The 18,171-nt window shown below is 67.0% G+C and carries 16 protein-coding genes; 3 read left to right on the forward strand and 13 right to left on the reverse strand.

Annotated features, from left to right (window positions below; all coding sequences use genetic code 11):
- Window positions 1–9 precede the first annotated feature (9 nt).
- The 7 genes from hscB to uvrB form a co-directional block, all read right to left on the reverse strand.
- A complete protein-coding gene (hscB, locus tag LZ009_RS13315) occupies window positions 10–528 on the reverse strand; it encodes a Fe-S protein assembly co-chaperone HscB (protein WP_275698416.1) in 519 nt (172 codons plus the stop codon).
- Window positions 529–532: 4 nt separating this feature from the next.
- Complete coding sequence (gene iscA / locus LZ009_RS13320; protein WP_275698417.1) at window positions 533–856, reverse strand: iron-sulfur cluster assembly protein IscA; 324 nt, start codon at window positions 854–856, stop codon at window positions 533–535.
- 5 nt (window positions 857–861) lie between these two features.
- Complete coding sequence (iscU, locus tag LZ009_RS13325) at window positions 862–1,248, reverse strand: Fe-S cluster assembly scaffold IscU (protein ID WP_275698418.1); 387 nt, start codon at window positions 1,246–1,248, stop codon at window positions 862–864.
- Window positions 1,249–1,272: 24 nt separating this feature from the next.
- Window positions 1,273–2,493 (reverse strand): IscS subfamily cysteine desulfurase, encoded by a 1,221-nt coding sequence (locus tag LZ009_RS13330; protein ID WP_275698419.1) that lies wholly within the window; start codon window positions 2,491–2,493, stop codon window positions 1,273–1,275.
- A gap of 31 nt (window positions 2,494–2,524) precedes the next feature.
- Window positions 2,525–3,061 carry a Fe-S cluster assembly transcriptional regulator IscR gene (iscR, locus tag LZ009_RS13335; protein ID WP_275698420.1) on the reverse strand — a complete coding sequence of 179 codons (537 nt, stop codon included), beginning with the start codon at window positions 3,059–3,061 and terminating at the stop codon, window positions 2,525–2,527.
- A 238-nt stretch (window positions 3,062–3,299) separates the two neighbouring features.
- Window positions 3,300–4,415 (reverse strand): acyltransferase family protein, encoded by a 1,116-nt coding sequence (locus LZ009_RS13340; protein WP_275698421.1) that lies wholly within the window; start codon window positions 4,413–4,415, stop codon window positions 3,300–3,302.
- 22 nt (window positions 4,416–4,437) lie between these two features.
- Window positions 4,438–6,579 (reverse strand): excinuclease ABC subunit UvrB, encoded by a 2,142-nt coding sequence (gene uvrB / locus LZ009_RS13345; RefSeq protein ID WP_283254255.1) that lies wholly within the window; start codon window positions 6,577–6,579, stop codon window positions 4,438–4,440.
- Window positions 6,580–6,673: 94 nt separating this feature from the next.
- Here uvrB and LZ009_RS13350 point away from each other — a divergent pair, with 94 nt between their 5' ends.
- A complete protein-coding gene (locus tag LZ009_RS13350) occupies window positions 6,674–7,873 on the forward strand; it encodes an amino acid aminotransferase (RefSeq protein ID WP_275698422.1) in 1,200 nt (399 codons plus the stop codon).
- A gap of 102 nt (window positions 7,874–7,975) precedes the next feature.
- Here the strand turns inward: LZ009_RS13350 and ygiD are convergent, their stop codons facing one another.
- Window positions 7,976–8,860 (reverse strand): 4,5-DOPA-extradiol-dioxygenase, encoded by an 885-nt coding sequence (gene ygiD, locus LZ009_RS13355; RefSeq protein ID WP_275698423.1) that lies wholly within the window; start codon window positions 8,858–8,860, stop codon window positions 7,976–7,978.
- A 134-nt stretch (window positions 8,861–8,994) separates the two neighbouring features.
- On the opposite strand from ygiD, the gene LZ009_RS13360 reads away from it, so the two are divergent.
- On the forward strand, window positions 8,995–10,347 hold the full coding sequence (locus LZ009_RS13360) for a polyhydroxyalkanoate depolymerase (RefSeq protein WP_275698424.1): 1,353 nt from the start codon (window positions 8,995–8,997) through the stop codon (window positions 10,345–10,347).
- A complete protein-coding gene (gene rsxB, locus LZ009_RS13365; protein WP_275698425.1) occupies window positions 10,344–10,988 on the forward strand; it encodes an electron transport complex subunit RsxB in 645 nt (214 codons plus the stop codon). Before LZ009_RS13360 ends, rsxB begins: the two co-directional genes overlap by 4 nt.
- On the opposite strand, the gene LZ009_RS13370 is transcribed toward rsxB, so the two are convergent.
- The 5 genes from LZ009_RS13370 to LZ009_RS13390 all read right to left on the reverse strand — a co-directional run bounded on the left by LZ009_RS13370 (window position 10,980) and on the right by LZ009_RS13390 (window position 18,159).
- A complete protein-coding gene (locus tag LZ009_RS13370; RefSeq protein ID WP_275698426.1) occupies window positions 10,980–11,420 on the reverse strand; it encodes a CBS domain-containing protein in 441 nt (146 codons plus the stop codon). The two genes, rsxB and LZ009_RS13370, sit on opposite strands and share 9 nt — an antisense overlap.
- A gap of 18 nt (window positions 11,421–11,438) precedes the next feature.
- Window positions 11,439–12,494, reverse strand: a complete 1,056-nt coding sequence (locus tag LZ009_RS13375; RefSeq protein ID WP_275698427.1) for a 2-oxoacid:ferredoxin oxidoreductase subunit beta — start codon at window positions 12,492–12,494, stop codon at window positions 11,439–11,441.
- Window positions 12,491–14,308 (reverse strand): 2-oxoacid:acceptor oxidoreductase subunit alpha, encoded by a 1,818-nt coding sequence (locus LZ009_RS13380; protein ID WP_275698428.1) that lies wholly within the window; start codon window positions 14,306–14,308, stop codon window positions 12,491–12,493. Before LZ009_RS13380 ends, LZ009_RS13375 begins: the two co-directional genes overlap by 4 nt.
- The gene (locus LZ009_RS13385; protein WP_275698429.1) at window positions 14,305–16,128 is read right to left on the reverse strand and encodes an FAD-dependent oxidoreductase; all 1,824 of its coding nucleotides are present in this window, start codon (window positions 16,126–16,128) and stop codon (window positions 14,305–14,307) included. The genes LZ009_RS13380 and LZ009_RS13385 overlap by 4 nt, the downstream gene beginning before the upstream one ends.
- 105 nt (window positions 16,129–16,233) lie before the next feature.
- Entirely contained in the window at window positions 16,234–18,159 is a 1,926-nt protein-coding gene (locus tag LZ009_RS13390; protein WP_275698430.1) for a putative bifunctional diguanylate cyclase/phosphodiesterase, read from the reverse strand.
- Window positions 18,160–18,171 lie beyond the last annotated feature (12 nt).

Raw genomic sequence — 18,171 nt, forward strand, 5'->3', positions numbered from 1 at the left:
GTCAGCCCGCTATTGTCCCAGTTGCGCGAGCCGGTTCTCCACGTCCGCGCCAAAGCGCTCAAGGAACATGAGGGCTCTGACCTGCTGGGCCGCCGCGGCGGCATCGTGGTCGACGTCCAGCAGCTGCGCGATGCAATCCAGCACGCCCTGGCGGCCGCTGGCCAGTTCGTCCGCCAGCGCCTCGAGCTCTTCCTCGCCTTGCGCCTCTTCCAGCGATTCCCGCAGCTCCATCTGCTGGTGCAGGAACTCGGCCGGCATGGCGGTGTTGTGGTGGGCGTCGATCGGCGCCCCGAGCAGCTCGCAAAGGTAGGCCGCGCGCTTGAGGGGGTCCTTCAGGCGCTGGTAGGCCTCGTTGATGCGCACCGACCATTGCAGTGCCACCCGCTGCGCCGACGCGCCCTGCGCGGCGAACTTGTCGGGGTGGGCTTCGCGCTGCAGCTGCTTCCAGTGCGCGTCGATGACGGCCCGGTCCTGCGCGAATTGCTGCGGCAGGCCGAAGAGCTCGAAGTCGGTGGCTTGCAGGTTCACCGGGCTAGACGCGGAAGGATTCTCCGCAGCCGCAGCGGTCCCGCTCGTTCGGGTTGTTGAACTTGAAGCCTTCATTGAGGCCCTCGCGCACGAAGTCCAGCTCCGTGCCGTCGATGTACGCCAGGCTCTTCGGGTCGATCAGCAGCTTGACGCCGTGGTTCTCGAACACGATGTCTTCCGCCGCCACTTCGTCGACGTACTCCAGCTTGTAGGCCAGGCCGGAGCAGCCGGTGGTCTTCACGCCCAGGCGCACGCCCACGCCCTTGCCCCGCTTGGCAAGGTAACGCGTCACGTGCCGCGCCGCGGCTTCGGTCAGGGATACAGCCACGGCACTCAGTTCGCGTGTTTCTTCTTGTAGTCCTCGACGGCCGCCTTGATGGCGTCCTCGGCCAGGATCGAGCAGTGGATCTTCACCGGCGGCAGCGCGAGCTCCTCGGCGATCTGGCTGTTCTTGATCGAGGCCGCCTGGTCGAGCGTCTTGCCCTTGACCCACTCGGTCACGAGCGAGCTGGAGGCGATGGCGGAGCCGCAGCCGTAGGTCTTGAAGCGCGCGTCCTCGATCACGCCCGTCTGCGGGTTGACCTTGATCTGCAGCTTCATCACGTCGCCGCAGGCGGGCGCGCCGACCATGCCGGTGCCCACGCTCTCGTCGCCCTTTTCGAAGGAACCGACGTTGCGGGGATTTTCATAGTGCTCGACGACTTTTTGCGAATAGGCCATGGTGGTACTCCGTGATTCGTTTCTTCAGTGGGCGGTCCACTGGATGGTGCTGATGTCGATGCCGTCCTGGTACATCTCCCAGAGCGGGCTCAGCTCGCGCAGCTTCGCCACGTTCTGCTTGATGGTGGCGATCGCGTAGTCGATCTCTTCCTCGGTGGTGAAGCGGCCGATGGTCATGCGCAGGCTGCTGTGGGCAAGCTCGTCGCTGCGGCCCAGGGCGCGCAGCACGTAGCTGGGTTCCAGCGAGGCCGAGGTGCAGGCCGAGCCCGACGACACGGCCAGGCCCTTGATGCCCATGATCAGCGACTCGCCTTCGACGAAGTTGAAGCTGATGTTCAGGTTCTGCGGCACGCGGTGCTCGAGGTTGCCGTTGACGAACACCTGCTCGATGTCCTTCAGGCCGTCCAGCAGGCGCTGCTGCAGCTTGCGGGCGTGCTCGGCGTCCTTGTGCATCTCTTCCTTCGCGATGCGGAAGGCCTCGCCCATGCCGACGATCTGGTGCGTGGGCAAGGTGCCCGAGCGCATGCCGCGCTCGTGGCCGCCGCCGTGCATCTGCGCTTCCAGGCGGATGCGGGGCTTGCGGCGCACGTAGAGGGCGCCGATGCCCTTGGGGCCGTAGGTCTTGTGCGAGGCCAGGCTCATCAGGTCGACCGGCAGCTTCTTCATGTCGATCTCGACCTTGCCGGTGGCCTGGGCGGCGTCGACGTGGAAGATCACGTTCTTCTCGCGGCAGATGTTGCCGATGGCCATGATGTCCTGGATGACGCCGATCTCGTTGTTGACGAACATGACCGAGGCCAGGATGGTGTCCGGGCGGATCGCCGCCTTGAACGCCTCCAGGTCCAGCATGCCGTCTTCCTGCACCTCGAGGTAGGTCACCTCGAAGCCCTGGCGCTCCAGCTCGCGCATGGTGTCCAGCACCGCCTTGTGCTCGGTCTTCACCGTGATCAGGTGCTTGCCGCGCGACTGGTAGAAGTGCGCCGCGCCCTTGATCGCCAGGTTGTTCGACTCGGTGGCGCCGGAGGTCCAGACGATCTCGCGCGGGTCGGCGGCTATCAGGTCGGCGACGTAGCCGCGCGCCTTCTCGACCGCTTCTTCCGCTTCCCAGCCCCACGCGTGGCTGCGCGAAGCCGGGTTGCCGAAGTGCTCGCGCAGCCAGGGGATCATGGCGTCGACCACGCGCGGGTCGACCGGCGTCGTCGCGCCGTAGTCCATGTAGATCGGGAAATGAGGCGTCATGTCCATTTGCTGGCTCTTCTTGGCTGGCGGGTTGCTCTTACTGCTTGGCGAAGGAATTGCCGAGCGCGAACACCGAGTTCGGCGCGTTCACGCGGATCGGCTTGACCACGGGCTGGCTCGAGATGGCCCGCTTGGTGGCCGGCTTGTCCTCGATCTGGATGCCCTTGGCGAGCTGGTCGTCCACCAGCTTCTGCAGCGTGATGGAGTCCAGGAATTCCACCATGCGCTGGTTCAGCGCGGCCCACAGCTCGTGCGTCATGCAGCGGCCGCCATCGCCCTGGCAGTTTTCCTTGCCGCCGCACTGGGTGGCATCGATTGGCTCGTCGACCGACACGATGATGTCGGCGACGGTGATTTCGGTGGCCTTGCGGCCCAGCGTGTAGCCGCCGCCCGGGCCCCGCGTGGACTCCACGAGTTCATGGCGGCGCAGCTTGCCGAACAGCTGCTCCAGGTAGGACAGCGAGATCTGCTGGCGCTGGCTGATGGCCGCGAGCGTGACCGGCCCGTTGTTCTGGCGCAGGGCCAGGTCGATCATTGCGGTGACCGCAAAGCGGCCTTTGGTAGTGAGACGCATCGTCAGCTCCTTTTGCTGGCTTGGCTTCCATACCCCGGCAACGCCCGCTGCCGAGGCCGTCTCCACCCATGTTCCGGCTTGTTCCGCCGGCCCTCTGCCGGCACTCGCGGCCGGCTCAGTTCGTCGTTTTCTTGGGTTCCTGACTGTTTCCGTCAAGTATACCCGAAAACCCAGCTCCGAGCTCGGGTACTCCGGGCTTTCTGCGGTGCAGCAAGGCAACCGTCAGGTCTGGCTTCGCTCAGCCCGTGAGGACCTGCCCACCGGACGGCGCAACGGCCGGCCCTTCCTTGATGTATGGGCGGCGCAGCCGGAGGAAAGGGGACTCGACGAACGTGTAGCTGAGCCAGGCCGGTACGAACATGAAAGCGTAGAAGAGCACCGTCCAGGCCAGCGCCAGGTAGATGTTCGAAATCGCCATGACATGCGTGTGCACGTACCTGGTCGCCTCGAACACGAAGAAGAAGTGCAGCAGGTAGATCGAGTAGGAAAGTTCGCCGAAGCGCGCCAGGGTGCGCGAGAACCACCCTGCTCCCGGCGTGAACGAGCTTTCGTACCAGGCGATGAGCAAGCCGTAGGCGGCGCCCTCGAGGGTCGGCAGGACGATCCAGAAGGGGCTCGGCGAGGGATAGACCGGCAGGTTGTCGAACCCGCCGCGCAAGTCGAACAGCCAGTACATCGCGCTGAACAGGAGGAAGACGCCCGCGGCGACCACGTGCCGGCCGGTGAAGATGCGGCGCGCATGGAAGAAGAACATCCCCAGCGCGAACTGGTCGAACCGCCCCACCAGGCTCCAGTACGCGGGACCCTGGACCTGGCCGAGGCGCCACCACAGCACGGCGCGCAGCAGGACCGCGGCGGCGACCAGGCCCAGGAGCCACGCCGGCGAGCGGCGCGCGGCCAGCAGCAGCAAGGGCAGGATCAGGTAGAAATGCGCCTCGACCGTGATCGACCAGGCCCCGTTGGGCAACACCGGCCAATACGTTCCGCGCCCCATCGCCTTGAGGTACTCGCCGACGGTGATCGCCCCCGCGTGCACCCACATCGCGCCCACGATGGCCAGGACCAGCAGCAGCAGCGGCAGCAGGCGCAGCGCGCGATTCAGCAGGAAGGCGCCGTAGTCGATCCGGCGCGTGCCTATGAGCTTGGCAAACAGGTAGCCGCTCAGGGTCATGAACAGGGCGACGCCCGTGTGCCCTTCGTCGAGCAGCGCAAGAGGGAAGAAGTTGGGCGCGCCCCGCATGGGGACCGGCCCGCCCGCGAATCCGTGGAAGAAGTGCCAGGCGATGACGATGAAGACCGCCACCGCGCGCACATGATCGAGAGCGGCGTAATGCGCGCCGCTTGAGGACTTCATAGCGCGCGGATCATAGCAGCGCTCAGGCCTTCTTCTTGCCTCCCTCGGGCACCACGATGCTGTCGTGCGGCGCCGCGCCGAAGGCCTGCTCCTTCAGCAGCGCCAGCTGGTCGCGCACCCGCGCCGCCTTCTCGAATTCGAGGTTGCGCGCATGTTCCAGCATCTGCTTTTCCAGCCGCTTGATTTCCTTGGAGATGTCCTTCTCGGACATGTCCTCCACCATCGCGCGCTGCAGCTCCTGCTTCTCCTGCTCCTTGCTGGCCTTCTCGCTGTAGACGCCGTCGATCAGGTCGCGCACTTCCTTCTTGATGCTGCGCGGCGTGATGCCGTGCGCCAGGTTGTGGGCGACCTGCTTCTCGCGCCGGCGCTCGGTCTCGCCGATGGCCTTCTTCATCGAGTCGGTCATGCGGTCGGCGTAGAGGATGGCGCGGCCGTTCAGGTTGCGCGCCGCGCGGCCTATGGTCTGGATCAGCGAGCGCTCGGCGCGCAGGAAGCCTTCCTTGTCGGCGTCCAGGATGGCCACCAGAGAGACCTCGGGGATGTCCAGGCCCTCGCGCAGCAGGTTGATGCCCACCAGCACGTCGAATTGGCCCAGGCGCAGGTCGCGGATGATCTCCACCCGCTCCACGGTGTCCACGTCGCTGTGCAGGTAGCGCACCTTGACGCCATTGTCGGCCAGGTAATCGGTCAGCTGTTCCGCCATCCGCTTGGTCAGGGTGGTGATCAGCACGCGCTCGTTCTTCTCCACGCGGATGCGGATCTCCTGCAGCACGTCGTCGACCTGGTGGGTGGCCGGCCGCACCTCCACCTCGGGATCGATCAGGCCGGTGGGGCGCACCAGCTGCTCCACCACCGCGTCGCCGGCATGGGTCTTCTCGTAATCGGCCGGCGTGGCCGAGACGAAGATCACCTGCCGCATGCGGGTCTCGAACTCCTCCAGCCGCAGCGGCCGGTTGTCCAGCGCCGAAGGCAGGCGGAAGCCGTATTCCACCAGCACCGTCTTGCGCGCGCGGTCGCCGTTGTACATGCCGCCCAGCTGGCCCATCATCTGGTGGCTCTCGTCCAGGAACATCAGCGAGTCCTTGGGCAGGTAATCCGTCAGCGTGGAAGGCGGCGCCCCGGGCGGCGCGCCCGAGAGATGGCGCGTGTAGTTCTCGATGCCCTTGCAGTGGCCCAGCTCGGCGAGCATTTCCAGGTCGAAACGGGTGCGCTGCTCCAGGCGCTGCGCCTCCACCAGCTTGCCGTCGGCGACGAACTGCTTCAGCCGATCGGCCAGCTCCAGCTTGATCGACTCCACCGCCGACATCACCTTCTCGCGCGGCGTCACGTAGTGGCTGGACGGGTAGACCGTGAAGCGCGGCACCTTCTGGCGGATGCGGCCGGTGAGCGGATCGAACAGCTGCAGCGACTCGACTTCGTCGTCGAAGAGCTCGAGCCGGATCGCCAGCTCGGAGTGTTCGGCCGGGAAGATGTCGATGGTGTCGCCGCGCACGCGGAACGTGCCGCGCGAGAAGTCGTTCTCGTTGCGCTGGTACTGCATGCGAATCAGCTGGCCGATCACGTCGCGCTGGCCGATCTTGTCGCCCACGCGGACGATGAAGCGCATCTGCGTGTAGTCCTCGGGGGCGCCGATGCCGTAGATCGCCGACACCGTCGCCACGATCACCACGTCGCGCCGCTCCAGCACGCTCTTGGTGGCTGACAGGCGCATCTGCTCGATGTGCTCGTTGATCGAGCTGTCCTTCTCGATGAACAGGTCGCGCTGCGGCACGTAGGCTTCGGGCTGGTAGTAGTCGTAGTAGCTGACGAAGTACTCCACGGCGTTCTTCGGGAAGAACTCGCGGAACTCCGAATACAGCTGCGCCGCCAGCGTCTTGTTGGGCGCGAACACGATCGCCGGCCGCCCGAGCCGCGCGATCACGTTGGCCATGGTGAAGGTCTTGCCGGAGCCGGTGACGCCCAGCAGGGTCTGGAACACCTCGCCGTCCTGCACGCCTTCCACCAGCTTGTCGATCGCCTGCGGCTGGTCGCCCGCCGGCGGATAAGGCATGTAGAGCTCGAAGGGGGAGCCCGGAAAGGTGACGAATTCGCCCGCCTTCTCGGCCGCCTTCTCGTCCGTCTTCTGGTCCTTTTTGGCCTCGGCGGCCTTGGGAATTGCACTCATGCGGGTAAGTCTCTAGGGCTAGCCATTAAAATTGCGGGCAGCCGGCCAGCTTACGACAGGCCGGGCGTTCTTGCCACCGTCCACTAGGAACCCCATGTCTCTCTTCACCGCCGTCGAAATGGCGCCCCGCGACCCGATCCTGGGCCTGACCGAGCAATACGTCGCCGACACCAACTCCAAGAAGGTGAACCTGGGCGTGGGCGTCTATTACGACGACAACGGCAAGCTGCCGTTGCTGGAGTGCGTGCAGAAGGCGGAAGAGAAGATGATGGCGGCCCATGCGGCGCGCGGCTACCTGCCCATCGACGGCATCGCGGCGTACGACGCGGCCGTCAAGAGCCTGGTATTTGGGGCCGAAAGCGAGGCGGTCAAGAGCGGCCGCGTCGCCACCGTGCAAGGCCTGGGCGGCACCGGCGCGCTGAAGGTCGGCGCGGACTTCCTGAAGAAGCTCAACCCCGCGGCCAAGGTCCTGATCAGCGACCCGAGCTGGGAGAACCACCGCGCCCTGTTCACCCAGGCCGGCTTCCCGGTCGAAACCTATCCCTACTACGACGCGGCCAAGCGCGGCATCAACTTCGACGGCATGCTGACCGCGCTGAACACCGCGGCCGCCGGCACCATCGTCGTGTTGCACGCCTGCTGCCACAACCCCACCGGCTACGACCTGACGCCCGCCCAGTGGGACCAGGTGGTCGCCGCGGTCAAGGCGCGCAAGCTGGTCGCCTTCCTCGACATGGCGTACCAGGGCTTCGGCCAGGGCATCGCCGAAGACGGCGTGGCGGTGCAGAAGTTCATCGCCTCCGGCGAGAACTTCTTCGTGTCGACCTCCTTCTCCAAGAGCCTGAGCCTGTACGGCGAGCGCGTGGGCGCCCTCTCGGTGCTGTGCCAGGACAAGGAAGAATGCGCGCGGGTGCTGTCGCAGCTGAAGATCGTGATCCGCACCAACTACAGCAGCCCGCAGATCCACGGCGGCCAGATCGCAGCGACCATCCTCAACACGCCCGAACTGCGCGCGCTGTGGGAGAAGGAACTGGCTGCGATGCGCGTGCGCATCAAGGAAATGCGCGTCTCGCTGGTCGAGAAGCTCAAGGCCGCCGGCGTGAAGCAGGACATGGGCTTCATCGCGCAGCAGGTCGGCATGTTCAGCTATTCCGGCCTGAGCAAGGACCAGATGGTGCGCCTGCGCGACGAGTTCGGCGTGTACGGCATCGACAGCGGCCGGATCTGCGTGGCGGCGCTGAACACGAAGAACATCGACTACGTTGCCGGCGCCATCGCCAAGGTGATGCAGTAAGCACAACCGGCCGCCTTGTCATTGCGGGCCTGACCCGCAATCCAGCGACGGCGGTCGATCGAGTGCGGAGCTGGATCCCGGGTCAAGCCCGGGATGACAAGCTCAAGACCAGACCACCGACCGCATCGCCATCGACATGGACTGATAACGGTCGTTGAAGAAGCGCACCTTGTCGCGCGGCTCCGCCGCCCCGGCCGCCGTCAGCAGCGGCAGGAAGTGGTCGTACGTGGGATGCGCAGCTTCCGCCAACGCCCCGAGCTTCTGGAACTCCGCCAGCTCCTTCAACGCGCCCTTCTCGATCAACGCCGCCGTCTTCCGATCGAACTCGTACGCCCAGTCATACGCCTGCATCGCGCTCGCCCCGCGCTTGCTCGCACGCAGGTTGTGCACGATGTTGCCGCTGCCCACCACCAGCACGCCGCGCTCGCGCAGCGCCCGCAACTGCCGGCCCAGTGCGTAGTGCGCCTGCGGGGTTTGCGAATAGTCGATGCTCAATTGCACGACCGGGATGTCGGCTTGGGGGAACATCGGCTTCAGCACCGACCAGGTCCCGTGGTCGTAGCCCCATTCGTGGTCGTCCAGGCCCGCGCCCAGGCCGCCGGCGATTTCACGCGCGACGGCGGGCGCGCCGGGCGCCGGGTACTCCTGGTCGAACAGCTCCTGCGGAAATCCGCCGAAATCGTGAATCGTGCGCGGCTGGGCCATTGCCGTCAGGCGGAAGCCAGGCGTGATCCAGTGCGCCGAGATGCACAGGATCAATTGCGGCTTGGGGTAGGTCTTGCCGAATTCCGTGCCCAGCGCCTGCCAGCTGCGGCGGAACTCGTTCTCGGTGATCGCGTTCATCGGGCTGCCGTGGCCCAGGAACAGCACCGGCAGCCTCGGGCTGGCGCGCAATTTTTCCGCGGCGGAGGTCGCCGCCTGCAGCGTGCCCAGCAGCGACGAACCCGCCAGGGCTGCGGCCCCGGCGATCCAGTTTCTTCTCTTCATGTCAGCCTTGTCGTTGTGCTGTCCCATCCGAGACATTCCAAGCTCTAGAGTTCCCAACCCATCCGTAGTTTCACCTGACCACGCTTGCGCTTCCACTGGTATATTGCACTGCAACAACACCTACCCAACGCAGAATGCTCTACCAGATCTACGAAGCGCAGCGGTCCCTCATGGAACCGTTTGCCGATTTCGCGCAGGCTGCGTCCAAGCTTTACAGCAACCCGCTCTCGCCTTTCGGCCAGAACCCGTTCGCCCAGCGCATTTCGGCCGGCTACGACCTGCTGTATCGCCTGGGCAAAGACTACGAGAAGCCGTCCTTCGACATCAAGACCGTCGACGTCGACGGCACCGACGTCGTCATCTACGAATCGGTCGCGATCGACAAGCCCTTCTGCGAACTGCGCCGCTTCAAGCGCTTCACGGACGACTCCGCCACGCTCGACAAGCTCAAGGGCCAGCCCGCCGTGCTGGTCGTCGCGCCCTTGTCCGGCCACTACGCCACGCTGCTGCGCGACACCGTGCGCTCGCTGCTGCGCGACCACAAGGTCTACATCACCGACTGGAAGAACGCCCGCATGGTGCCGCTGGAAGACGGCGCCTTCCACCTGGACGACTACGTCAACTATGTCCAGGAATTCATCCGCCACCTGCAGGGCCACTACGGCAACTGCCACGTGATCAGCGTCTGCCAGCCCACCGTGCCGGTGCTGGCCGCGGTGTCGCTGATGGCCTCGCGCGGCGAGACCACGCCCCTGACGATGACCATGATGGGTGGCCCGATCGACGCGCGCAAGTCGCCGACGGCCGTCAACAACCTGGCGATGAACAAGAGCCACGACTGGTTCGAGAACAACGTCATCTACCGCGTGCCGACCAACTTCCCGGGCGCCGGGCGCCGCGTGTATCCCGGCTTCCTGCAGCACTCCGGCTTCGTGGCGATGAACCCCGACCGCCACCTCTCCAGCCACTACGACTACTTCAAGCACCTGATCGCCGGCGACGACGCCAGCGCCGAGGCGCACCGCCAGTTCTACGACGAGTACAACGCGGTGCTGGACATGGATGCGGACTACTACCTCGAGACCATCGAGACGGTGTTCCAGGAGTTCAAGCTGGTCAACGGCACCTGGGAAGTCCGAAACCCGGAAGGCGAGCTCGAACTGGTGCGGCCCGAGGACATCAAGACCACGGCGCACTTCACCATCGAAGGCGAACTGGACGACATCTCCGGCAGCGGCCAGACCGAAGCCGCCCACGCGCTCTGCTACAACGTGCCGAAGGCGCGCCAGAAGCACCTGGAGGTGAAGGGCGCGGGCCACTACGGCATCTTCAGCGGCCGCCGCTGGCGCGACGTGGTCTATCCGCAGGTGCGCGACTTCATCCAGCAGTTCAACGTGGTGCCCGCCGCCCGCGGCGCGAGCCGCGCTCCGGCCAGGCAGGCCGCGGCGCGCAAGTCCGCGAAGACGGCGCGCACCACCGCGAAATGAATGCACTGGCGGCGCGCCTGCACGCCGCCCTGCCGCAGACGCAGTGCACGCGCTGCGGCTATCCCGATTGCGCCGGCTACGCCGCCGCCATGGCCGAGGGCGCCGCGGAGATCAACCAATGCCCGCCCGGCGGCCAGGAAGGCGTCGCGCGCCTCTCCGCGCTGACGGGCCGCCCCGCCCTGCCCCTGAATCCCGCCAACGGCGTCGAAGGCCCGCGCACGCTGGCCGTGATCGACGAGGGCTGGTGCATCGGCTGCACGCTCTGCCTCGACGCCTGCCCCACGGATGCGATCCTCGGCGGCAACAAGCGCATGCACACGGTGATCGAGGAGCACTGCACCGGTTGCGAACTGTGCGTGCCGGTGTGTCCCGTGGATTGCATTTCGCTGATCAACGCCAGCGGCGAGCGCACCGGCTGGGACGCCTGGTCGGAAGCCGACGCAGAGCGCGCCCTGCAGCGCTACGAGTTCCACCTGTTCCGCTACCGCCGCGCCGAGGGCGAGAACGCGCAGCGGCTCGAGGCCAAGGCGCAGGCGAAGCTCGCCGACCTGGCAGCCCAGACGAAGGGCGAGGACCTGGACCGCAAGCGTTCGGTCATCGAAGCGGCACTGGCGCGCGCGCGGGCGAAGCGCTCAACCTAGCGCGTCGTTCACCTGCTCGTTGAATTCGGCTTGGCTCAGGGCCGTGCCGATCTCGCGCGGCAAGGCGTCGCGCACGGAGAACACGCCCAGGATCTTCCGGTCCGGACTCACGATCGGCAGGTGGCGGAAACCGCGTTCCAGCATGATGAGCACGGCATCCGACACCTTGGTCTCGGGCGCCACGCAGACCGGGTGCGTGGTCATCACCTCGCTGGCCGGCGTCTTCTTCGGGTCGAGCGCGCGCGCCACCAGGCGGGTCATGAGGTCGCGCTCCGTCAGGATGCCCAGCAGCTTGTCGGGCGGCTCCATCACGAGAATGCTGCCGCAGTTGGCGCGGGTCATGGCGCATGCGGCTTCCCAGACGCTGGCATGCGGGCCGCAGCTCAGCACGTGCTTCTGCGAAAGCGACTGGAACACCGTGCGTTCGGCCATCGATGGCTCCTTCGCGCTCTACCGGAGTGCGGCATTGATTTTCGCCAAAGCGGTCGCGCCTGGACAGAGCTCATTCGCATCCAGGGCATTCAGCGGACGAGCGGTCGTGTTCAGCGCGGTGTGCAGGTCCGTCGCCAGCGGGTCGACGTAAAGCAGCCCGGTCACGATCTCGCCGCGCGCCTGGTGCGACTGCATGAAAGCCATGGCGGCGAAACGGTCGGTCGCGTCGTAGTCGGCATGCAGGCTGCGCAGGCGCAGCAGGCTGCCGTCGTGCTGGCGCACGTCGACCGCTTCGCCCGGCGCCATCTCGGCCGTGATCTCCTCGCGCGAGGAGATGAAGTCGATGCGGCTGACGGCCTCGTTGTGCTCGCGCACGTAGTCGTAGCTCTTGGTGCTGCCGGGGTGGTTGTTGAAGGCGACGCATGGACTGATCACGTCGATGAAGGCCGCCCCGCCATGCGCCATCGCGCCCTTGATCAGCGGCACCAGCTGGGCCTTGTTGCCTGAGAAGCTGCGGCCGACATAAGTGGCACCGAGTTGCAGCGCCATCGCCACGAGGTCGACCGGGCTGTCGCTGTTGACCACGCCCTTCTTGCTCTTGCTGCCGCTGTCGGCGGTGGCCGAGAACTGGCCCTTGGTGAGGCCATAGACGCCGTTGTTCTCCACGATGTAGGCCATTCGCACGCCCCGGCGCATCGCATGGGCGAACTGGCCGAGTCCGATCGAGGCCGAGTCGCCATCGCCCGAGACGCCCAGGTACAGCAGGTCGCGGTTGGCGAGGTTGGCGCCGGTCAGCACCGAGGGCATGCGGCCGTGCACGGTATTGAAGCCGTGCGAGGCGCCGAGGAAGTAGTCCGGCGTCTTCGAGCTGCAGCCTATGCCGCTCAACTTGGCCACGCGGTGCGGCTCGATGTCCAGCTCCCAGCAGGCCTGGATGATCGCGGCGGAGATCGAATCGTGGCCGCAGCCGGCGCAAAGCGTGGAGATCTTGCCTTCGTAGTCGCGCCGCGTGTAGCCGACCTTGTTGCGCTCCAGCGTCGGATGCCGCAGCGGCGGCTTGGCGATATAGGTCATGCCGCGGTCTCCCTGTGTGCCTGCATGTGCGCGGTGATGGCGCCGGTGATGAAGCGCGCGGTGATCGGCGTGCCGTCGTAGTGCAGCACCTTCACCAGCCGCTGCGGCGCGATGTCCAGTTCGGTCATGAGCAGCGTGCGCATCTGGGCGTCGCGGTTCTGCTCGACGACGAACACGTGCTCGTGGCGGGCGATGAAGTCGACGACATCGTCGTTGAAGGGGAAGGCGCGCACGCGCAGCGCGTCGAGCGCGATGCCTTCGGCGGCCAGCACCTCCAGCGCTTCCTGCATGGCGGGACTGGTCGAACCGAAATACAGCACGCCGAGCGGCGTTTCCCGGTCCGCGCGTTTCAGCACCGGCTTCGGCACCAGGGTCGCCGCGGTCGCGAACTTGCGCAGCAGCCGCTCCATGTTGTAGACGTAGTCCGGCCCCCGCTCGGAGTAGCGCGCATACGGGTCGCGCGTCGTGCCGCGGGTGAAGTAGGAGCCCTTGGTGGGATGCGTGCCGGGCAGCGTGCGCCAGGGCACGCCGTCGCCGTCGACGTCCTTGTAGCGCCCGAAGTCGCGTCCGGCCTCCAGCTCCGCGGCGCTCATCACCTTGCCGCGGTCGTAGGCGCCTTCCTTCCATTGGAAGGGACGGCAAAGCCGCTGGTTCATCCCGATGTCCAGGTCGGTCATCAGGAACACGGGCGTCTGCAGGCGGTCGGCCAGGTCCAGCGCCAGCGCCGCCTGCTCGAAGCACTCGTGCGGATCTTCCGGGAACAGCAGCACGTGCTTGGTGTCGCCGTGCGAGGCATAGGCGCAGGCGAGGATGTCGGCCTGCTGCGTGCGCGTGGGCATCCCGGTGGACGGGCCGCCGCGCTGCACGTTGATGATGGTGATCGGGATCTCGGCGAAGTACGCCAAGCCGATGAACTCGGTCATCAGCGACACGCCGGGCCCGGAGGTGGCGGTGAAGGCGCGCGCGCCGTTCCACCCGGCCCCGACGACCATGCCGATGGAGGCGATCTCGTCTTCGGCCTGGACGATGGCATAGCGGTTCTGGCCGCTCTCCGTGTCCACGCGGTAGCGGCCGCAATAGCGCTGGAAGGCTTCCGCCACGGAGGATGAAGGCGTGATCGGGTACCAGGCCGCCACCGTCGCGCCGCCGTAGACGCAACCCAGCGCCGCGGCGCTGTTGCCGTCGACGAAGATCTGGTCGCCCACGCGGTCGGCCCGCTGCACGCGCAGGCCGATGGGCGCCAGGTGCTCCTGCGCGAACTCGCGCCCGAGCTGCAGCGCCTGCACGTTGGAAGCGAGCAGCTTTTCCTTGCCCTTGTACTGCTCGCCGAACAGCTTCTCGATCACCGCAGGATCGATCCCGAGCAGCACCGACAGCGCGCCCACGTAAACGATGTTCTTGAACAGCTGGCGCTGGCGGGGATCGGCGTAGACCGCGTTGCAGATCTCGGTGAGCGGCATGCCGATCACGTGGATGTCGGGGCGGAACCGGTCCGGCGGCAGCGGCCGCGTGTTGTCGTAGAAGAGGTAGCCGCCCGGCGACAGCTCCGCCACGTCGGCGTCCCAGGTCTGCGGGTTCATCGCCACCATCATGTCGACGCCGCCGCGCCGCCCCAGCCAGCCCTGCTCGCTCACGCGCACCTCGTACCAGGTCGGCAGGCCCTGGATGTTGCTGGGAAAGATGTTGCGCGGGCTGACCGGCACGCCCATGCGCAGGATCGCCTTGGCGAACAGTTCATTGGCGGACGCCGAACCGGACCCGTTGACGTTGGCGAACTTGACGACGAAATCGTTGACCGCTTCGATCCGGTTCATGCGACTGCCTCCTGCCGGGCCGGCGTCCGCTTGGCCATCCCCGCCACCGCCGACTGGAACAGGAACTTCTGCATGTCCCAGGCGCCGGTGGGGCAGCGCTCGGCGCACAGGCCGCAGTGCAGGCAGACGTCTTCGTCCTTGACCATCACGCGCCCCGTCTTCAGTTCGTCCGACACGTACAGCGCCTGCAGCAGGTTGAGCGCCGGGGCCTTCAGCTGCGTGCGCAGTTCAGGCTCCTCGGCGTTGCCGGTGAAGGAGATGCAGTCCATCGGGCAGATGTCGACGCAGGCGTCGCACTCGATGCAGGTGCCGGCGTTGAACACCGTCTGCACGTCGCAGTTCAGGCAGCGCTGCGCTTCGCGGAAAGCGGTGGCGGCATCGAAACCCAGTTCCACCTCCACCTTGATGCTGGCCAGCGCCATTTCCGCCTTGGCCCAGGGCACCTTGAAGCGGGCGTCGAGCGAGGTCGAATTGTCGTAGCTCCACTCGTGGATGCCCATCTTCTGCGACATCAGGTTCACGGTGGGTGGCGGGCGCTCGGTGGGACTGGCGCCGCGCAGCAGCTGGTCGATCGAGATCGCCGCCTCGTGGCCGTGCGCCACAGCGGTGATGATGTTCTTGGGCCCCAGCGCGGCGTCGCCGCCGAAGAAGACATTGGGCACGGTGGAACGGAAGGTGCCGGGCTGCAGCTGCGGCAGGCCCCACTTGTCGAAGGCGATGCCGCAGTCGCGTTCTATCCAGGGGAAGGAGTTCTCCTGCCCCACCGCGACCAGCACCTCGTCGCATTCGAAGACCGCATCCGGCTCGCCGGTGGGCACCAGCTGGCGCTTGCCCTGCGCGTCGTACTCGGCGCGCACCAGCTCGAAAGCCATGCCCACCAGCCGTCCGTTCTCGTGGAGGAAGGCCTTGGGCACGTGGTAGTTGAGGATGGGGATGCCTTCGTGCATCGCATCTTCCTTCTCCCAGGGCGAGGCCTTCATCTCCTCGAAGCCGCTGCGCACGATCACCTTGACGTCGGTGCCGCCCAGGCGGCGGGCCGAGCGGCAGCAGTCCATCGCGGTGTTGCCGCCCCCGAGCACGATCACGCGCTTGCCGATCTGCGTGACGTGGCCGAAGGACACCGAGGCGAGCCAGTCGATGCCGATGTGGATCTGCCCGGCAGCCTCCTGCCTTCCGGGCAGCTCGAGGTCGCGCCCGCGCGGCGCGCCGCAGCCGACGAAGACCGCGTCGTAGCCCTCGGCCAGCAGCGCCTTCATCGAGTCTATGCGGCGGCCGGCGACGAACTCCACGCCGAGGTCGAGGATGTAGCCGCACTCCTCGTCGATCACTTCTTCCGGCAGCCGGAAGCGCGGCACCTGCGTGCGCATGAAGCCGCCCGGCTTGGCTTCGCCCTCGAACACCGTGACTTCGTAGCCCAGCGGCGCCAAGTCGCGCGCGACGGTCAGCGAGGCCGGGCCGCCACCCACGCAGGCGATGCGCTTGCCGTTGGAGGCAACGCGCGCCGGCATGCGATGCCGCACGTCGTCCTTCATGTCGGCGGCCACGCGCTTGAGCCGGCAGATCGCCACCGGTTCCGGATCGCCGGCGTTGTTCTCCTCGACGCGGCCGCGGCGGCAGGCCGGCTCGCAAGGCCGGTCGCACGTTCGCCCGAGGATGCCGGGGAAGACGTTGGACACCCAGTTCACCATGTAGGCGTCGCCGTAGCGGCCCTGGGCGATCAGGCGGATGTATTCGGGAACCGGCGTGTGCGCGGGGCAGGCCCACTGGCAATCCACGACCTTGTGGAAATACGCGGGGTCGGCAATGTTCGTCGGCTGCATGGGCCTCCTGGCGGCACTGTCTCCTGTGCCGCGGGCCAGTCTACGCCGGTCGCGTGAAGTGCGCTGCTACGGGATTCCCCCGATCACAAAACGCCCGCGCTGGGCTCAGCCCGAATGCGGCCCGCCGTCGGCGCCCGCCACGCGCGTCGGCTTGCCCACGCGCGCCAACCACTTCGCCGCGAAATTGATGCCGGTGACCGGTGCGCCGAAGAAGTTGCCTTGCGCCTGGTCCCAGCCGTTCTTCTTCAGGAAGGCCACCTGCTGCGCGCTGTCGACGCCCGTCGCCACGCAGTTCAGCTTGAGGCGGCGCGCCAGGTCGCCGATGCCCAGCACCATGGCCGCCACCGTGGGGTCCTTGTCCAGGTCGCGCATGAAGGAAGCATCGACCTTGATCTCGTCGACCTGCAGCTTGCGCAGCTGCGCCACGGAGGCCGTGGCGCCGAAGCGGTCCAGCGCGATCCGCATCCCCTTCTTGCGCAGCGCCACGATCGCCGCGGTGTCCCGCTGCGCCACGTTGGCGTCGGCCGGCAGCTGCTGCAGTTCCAGCACCAGCAGGCGCGGGTCCATGCCGCCGCTCAGCGCCGCGTTCACCAGGTAAGCCAGGTCGCGCAGCTGGATCTGCCCGAGCGAGGCCTTCACCGCCACCGGCACGGCCTGCAGGCTCGCCGTCTTCCAGTTGCGCGAGTGCTTGTGCACCTGCTCGAACACCCACTCGGTCAGCGCCACGTCCATCTCGGACGTGCCGGCCAGGTCCATCAGCTCGTCGCCCTCGATGACGCGGCCGGAAGGATGGTTCCAGCGCACCAGGGCCTGGGCCGCCACCAGCCGGCCGGTGGAAAGCTCCACGCGCGGCTTGAACAGCAGCTCGATCTGGTCGCGGCTCACCGCATGGCGCAGCTCCGCGCCGAGGTCGAGACGCGCCTGCGCCTGTTCGGTGAAGCGCGGCGAGAAGAACTCGTAGCGGTGCGGGCCGGCCTGCTTGGCGTGGCGCAGCGCCAGGCCGGCATTGCGCATCAGCACGTCGGCGTCGCTGCCGTCGGTGGGGAACACGGAGACGCCGACGCTGCAGGTCACGAAGACCTCGGGCGCGCCGGGCCGCTGGAAGCTGACCGTGGCGTCCTCGAGGATGCGGTTGATGAAGGCGGCGGCGCTGTGGATGCCGTCCATGTAGGGGATCAGCACCGCGAACTCGTCGCCGTCGAAGCGGTACAGCGTCGGGTTGGCGATATCCGAGCTCAGCTCGCCGCCGGCCTCGGTCTGCACGCAGCTGGCCAGGCGCTTGGCGACGCGTTGCAGCAACTGGTCGCCCACCACGCGGCCGAGCGCATCGTTCACGCGGCCGAGGCCGTCCACGCCCACGTGCAGGAAGGCGCCGGAGCTGCCTTCGGCGCGCGCCAGCCCCAGCAGGGCCGCCGCTTCCTTGCGATAGCGCTGCTTGTTCGGCAGGCCGGTCAGCGCATCGTGGTAGCCCAGGTAGTCGCGGTACGCGCTGGCCGCCAGCGTGTTGCGGATGCGCAGGCCCAGCTCGCTCGGGTCGACCGGCTTCGAGAGGAAGTCCATCGCGCCCAGCGCCAGCGCCTTCAGCTTCACCTGCGGGTCGATGCTGCTGGTGAGCACGATCACCGGGATGTGGCGCGCGATCGGGTCGTCGCGCATCTCGGCCAGGATGTCGAGGCCGCTCACCTTGGGCATGCTCAGGTCCAGCAGCAGCACGCCGGGGCGCTCCTTGCGCAGCATGGCCATCGCGCCCTCGGGCTCGTCGGTGTGGACGAAGTGCGTGTAGCCGGCTTCCATCAGGAAGGCCTGCGTCATCTCGATATTGAGCTGCTCGTCGTCGACCATCATGATCAACGCCTCCGACAGGCCGGCAACCGAGCGGTGCCGCCAGATCATCTCCTGCGGCGACAGCGCGCGCAGTTCCTGTTCGGAGAGCTTGTCCTCGCCGGGCGCGAAGACGGTGGGAAAACTCAGGGGCTCGGTGTCGAGGCTGCTTCGGCTGGACTGCGGGCCGGAGGAGGAATCGGTTGCCATTGGATACAGATT

Source organism: Ramlibacter paludis, from assembly GCF_022012305.1.
Classification (GTDB): Bacteria; Pseudomonadota; Gammaproteobacteria; order Burkholderiales; family Burkholderiaceae_C; genus Ramlibacter; species Ramlibacter paludis.

Excerpts from the sequence above, each read along its gene's own strand:
- iscU (WP_275698418.1), bottom strand. The coding sequence starts at position 1,248 with ATGGCCTATTCGCAAAAAGTCGTCGAGCACTATGAAAATCCCCGCAAC.
- LZ009_RS13330 (WP_275698419.1), bottom strand. The coding sequence starts at position 2,493 with ATGGACATGACGCCTCATTTCCCGATCTACATGGACTACGGCGCGACG.
- iscR (WP_275698420.1), bottom strand. The coding sequence starts at position 3,061 with ATGCGTCTCACTACCAAAGGCCGCTTTGCGGTCACCGCAATGATCGAC.
- LZ009_RS13340 (WP_275698421.1), bottom strand. The coding sequence starts at position 4,415 with ATGAAGTCCTCAAGCGGCGCGCATTACGCCGCTCTCGATCATGTGCGC.
- uvrB (WP_283254255.1), bottom strand. The coding sequence starts at position 6,579 with ATGAGTGCAATTCCCAAGGCCGCCGAGGCCAAAAAGGACCAGAAGACG.
- LZ009_RS13350 (WP_275698422.1), top strand. The coding sequence starts at position 6,674 with ATGTCTCTCTTCACCGCCGTCGAAATGGCGCCCCGCGACCCGATCCTG.
- ygiD (WP_275698423.1), bottom strand. The coding sequence starts at position 8,860 with ATGAAGAGAAGAAACTGGATCGCCGGGGCCGCAGCCCTGGCGGGTTCG.
- LZ009_RS13360 (WP_275698424.1), top strand. The coding sequence starts at position 8,995 with ATGCTCTACCAGATCTACGAAGCGCAGCGGTCCCTCATGGAACCGTTT.
- rsxB (WP_275698425.1), top strand. The coding sequence starts at position 10,344 with ATGAATGCACTGGCGGCGCGCCTGCACGCCGCCCTGCCGCAGACGCAG.
- LZ009_RS13370 (WP_275698426.1), bottom strand. The coding sequence starts at position 11,420 with ATGGCCGAACGCACGGTGTTCCAGTCGCTTTCGCAGAAGCACGTGCTG.
- LZ009_RS13375 (WP_275698427.1), bottom strand. The coding sequence starts at position 12,494 with ATGACCTATATCGCCAAGCCGCCGCTGCGGCATCCGACGCTGGAGCGC.
- LZ009_RS13380 (WP_275698428.1), bottom strand. The coding sequence starts at position 14,308 with ATGAACCGGATCGAAGCGGTCAACGATTTCGTCGTCAAGTTCGCCAAC.
- LZ009_RS13385 (WP_275698429.1), bottom strand. The coding sequence starts at position 16,128 with ATGCAGCCGACGAACATTGCCGACCCCGCGTATTTCCACAAGGTCGTG.
- LZ009_RS13390 (WP_275698430.1), bottom strand. The coding sequence starts at position 18,159 with ATGGCAACCGATTCCTCCTCCGGCCCGCAGTCCAGCCGAAGCAGCCTC.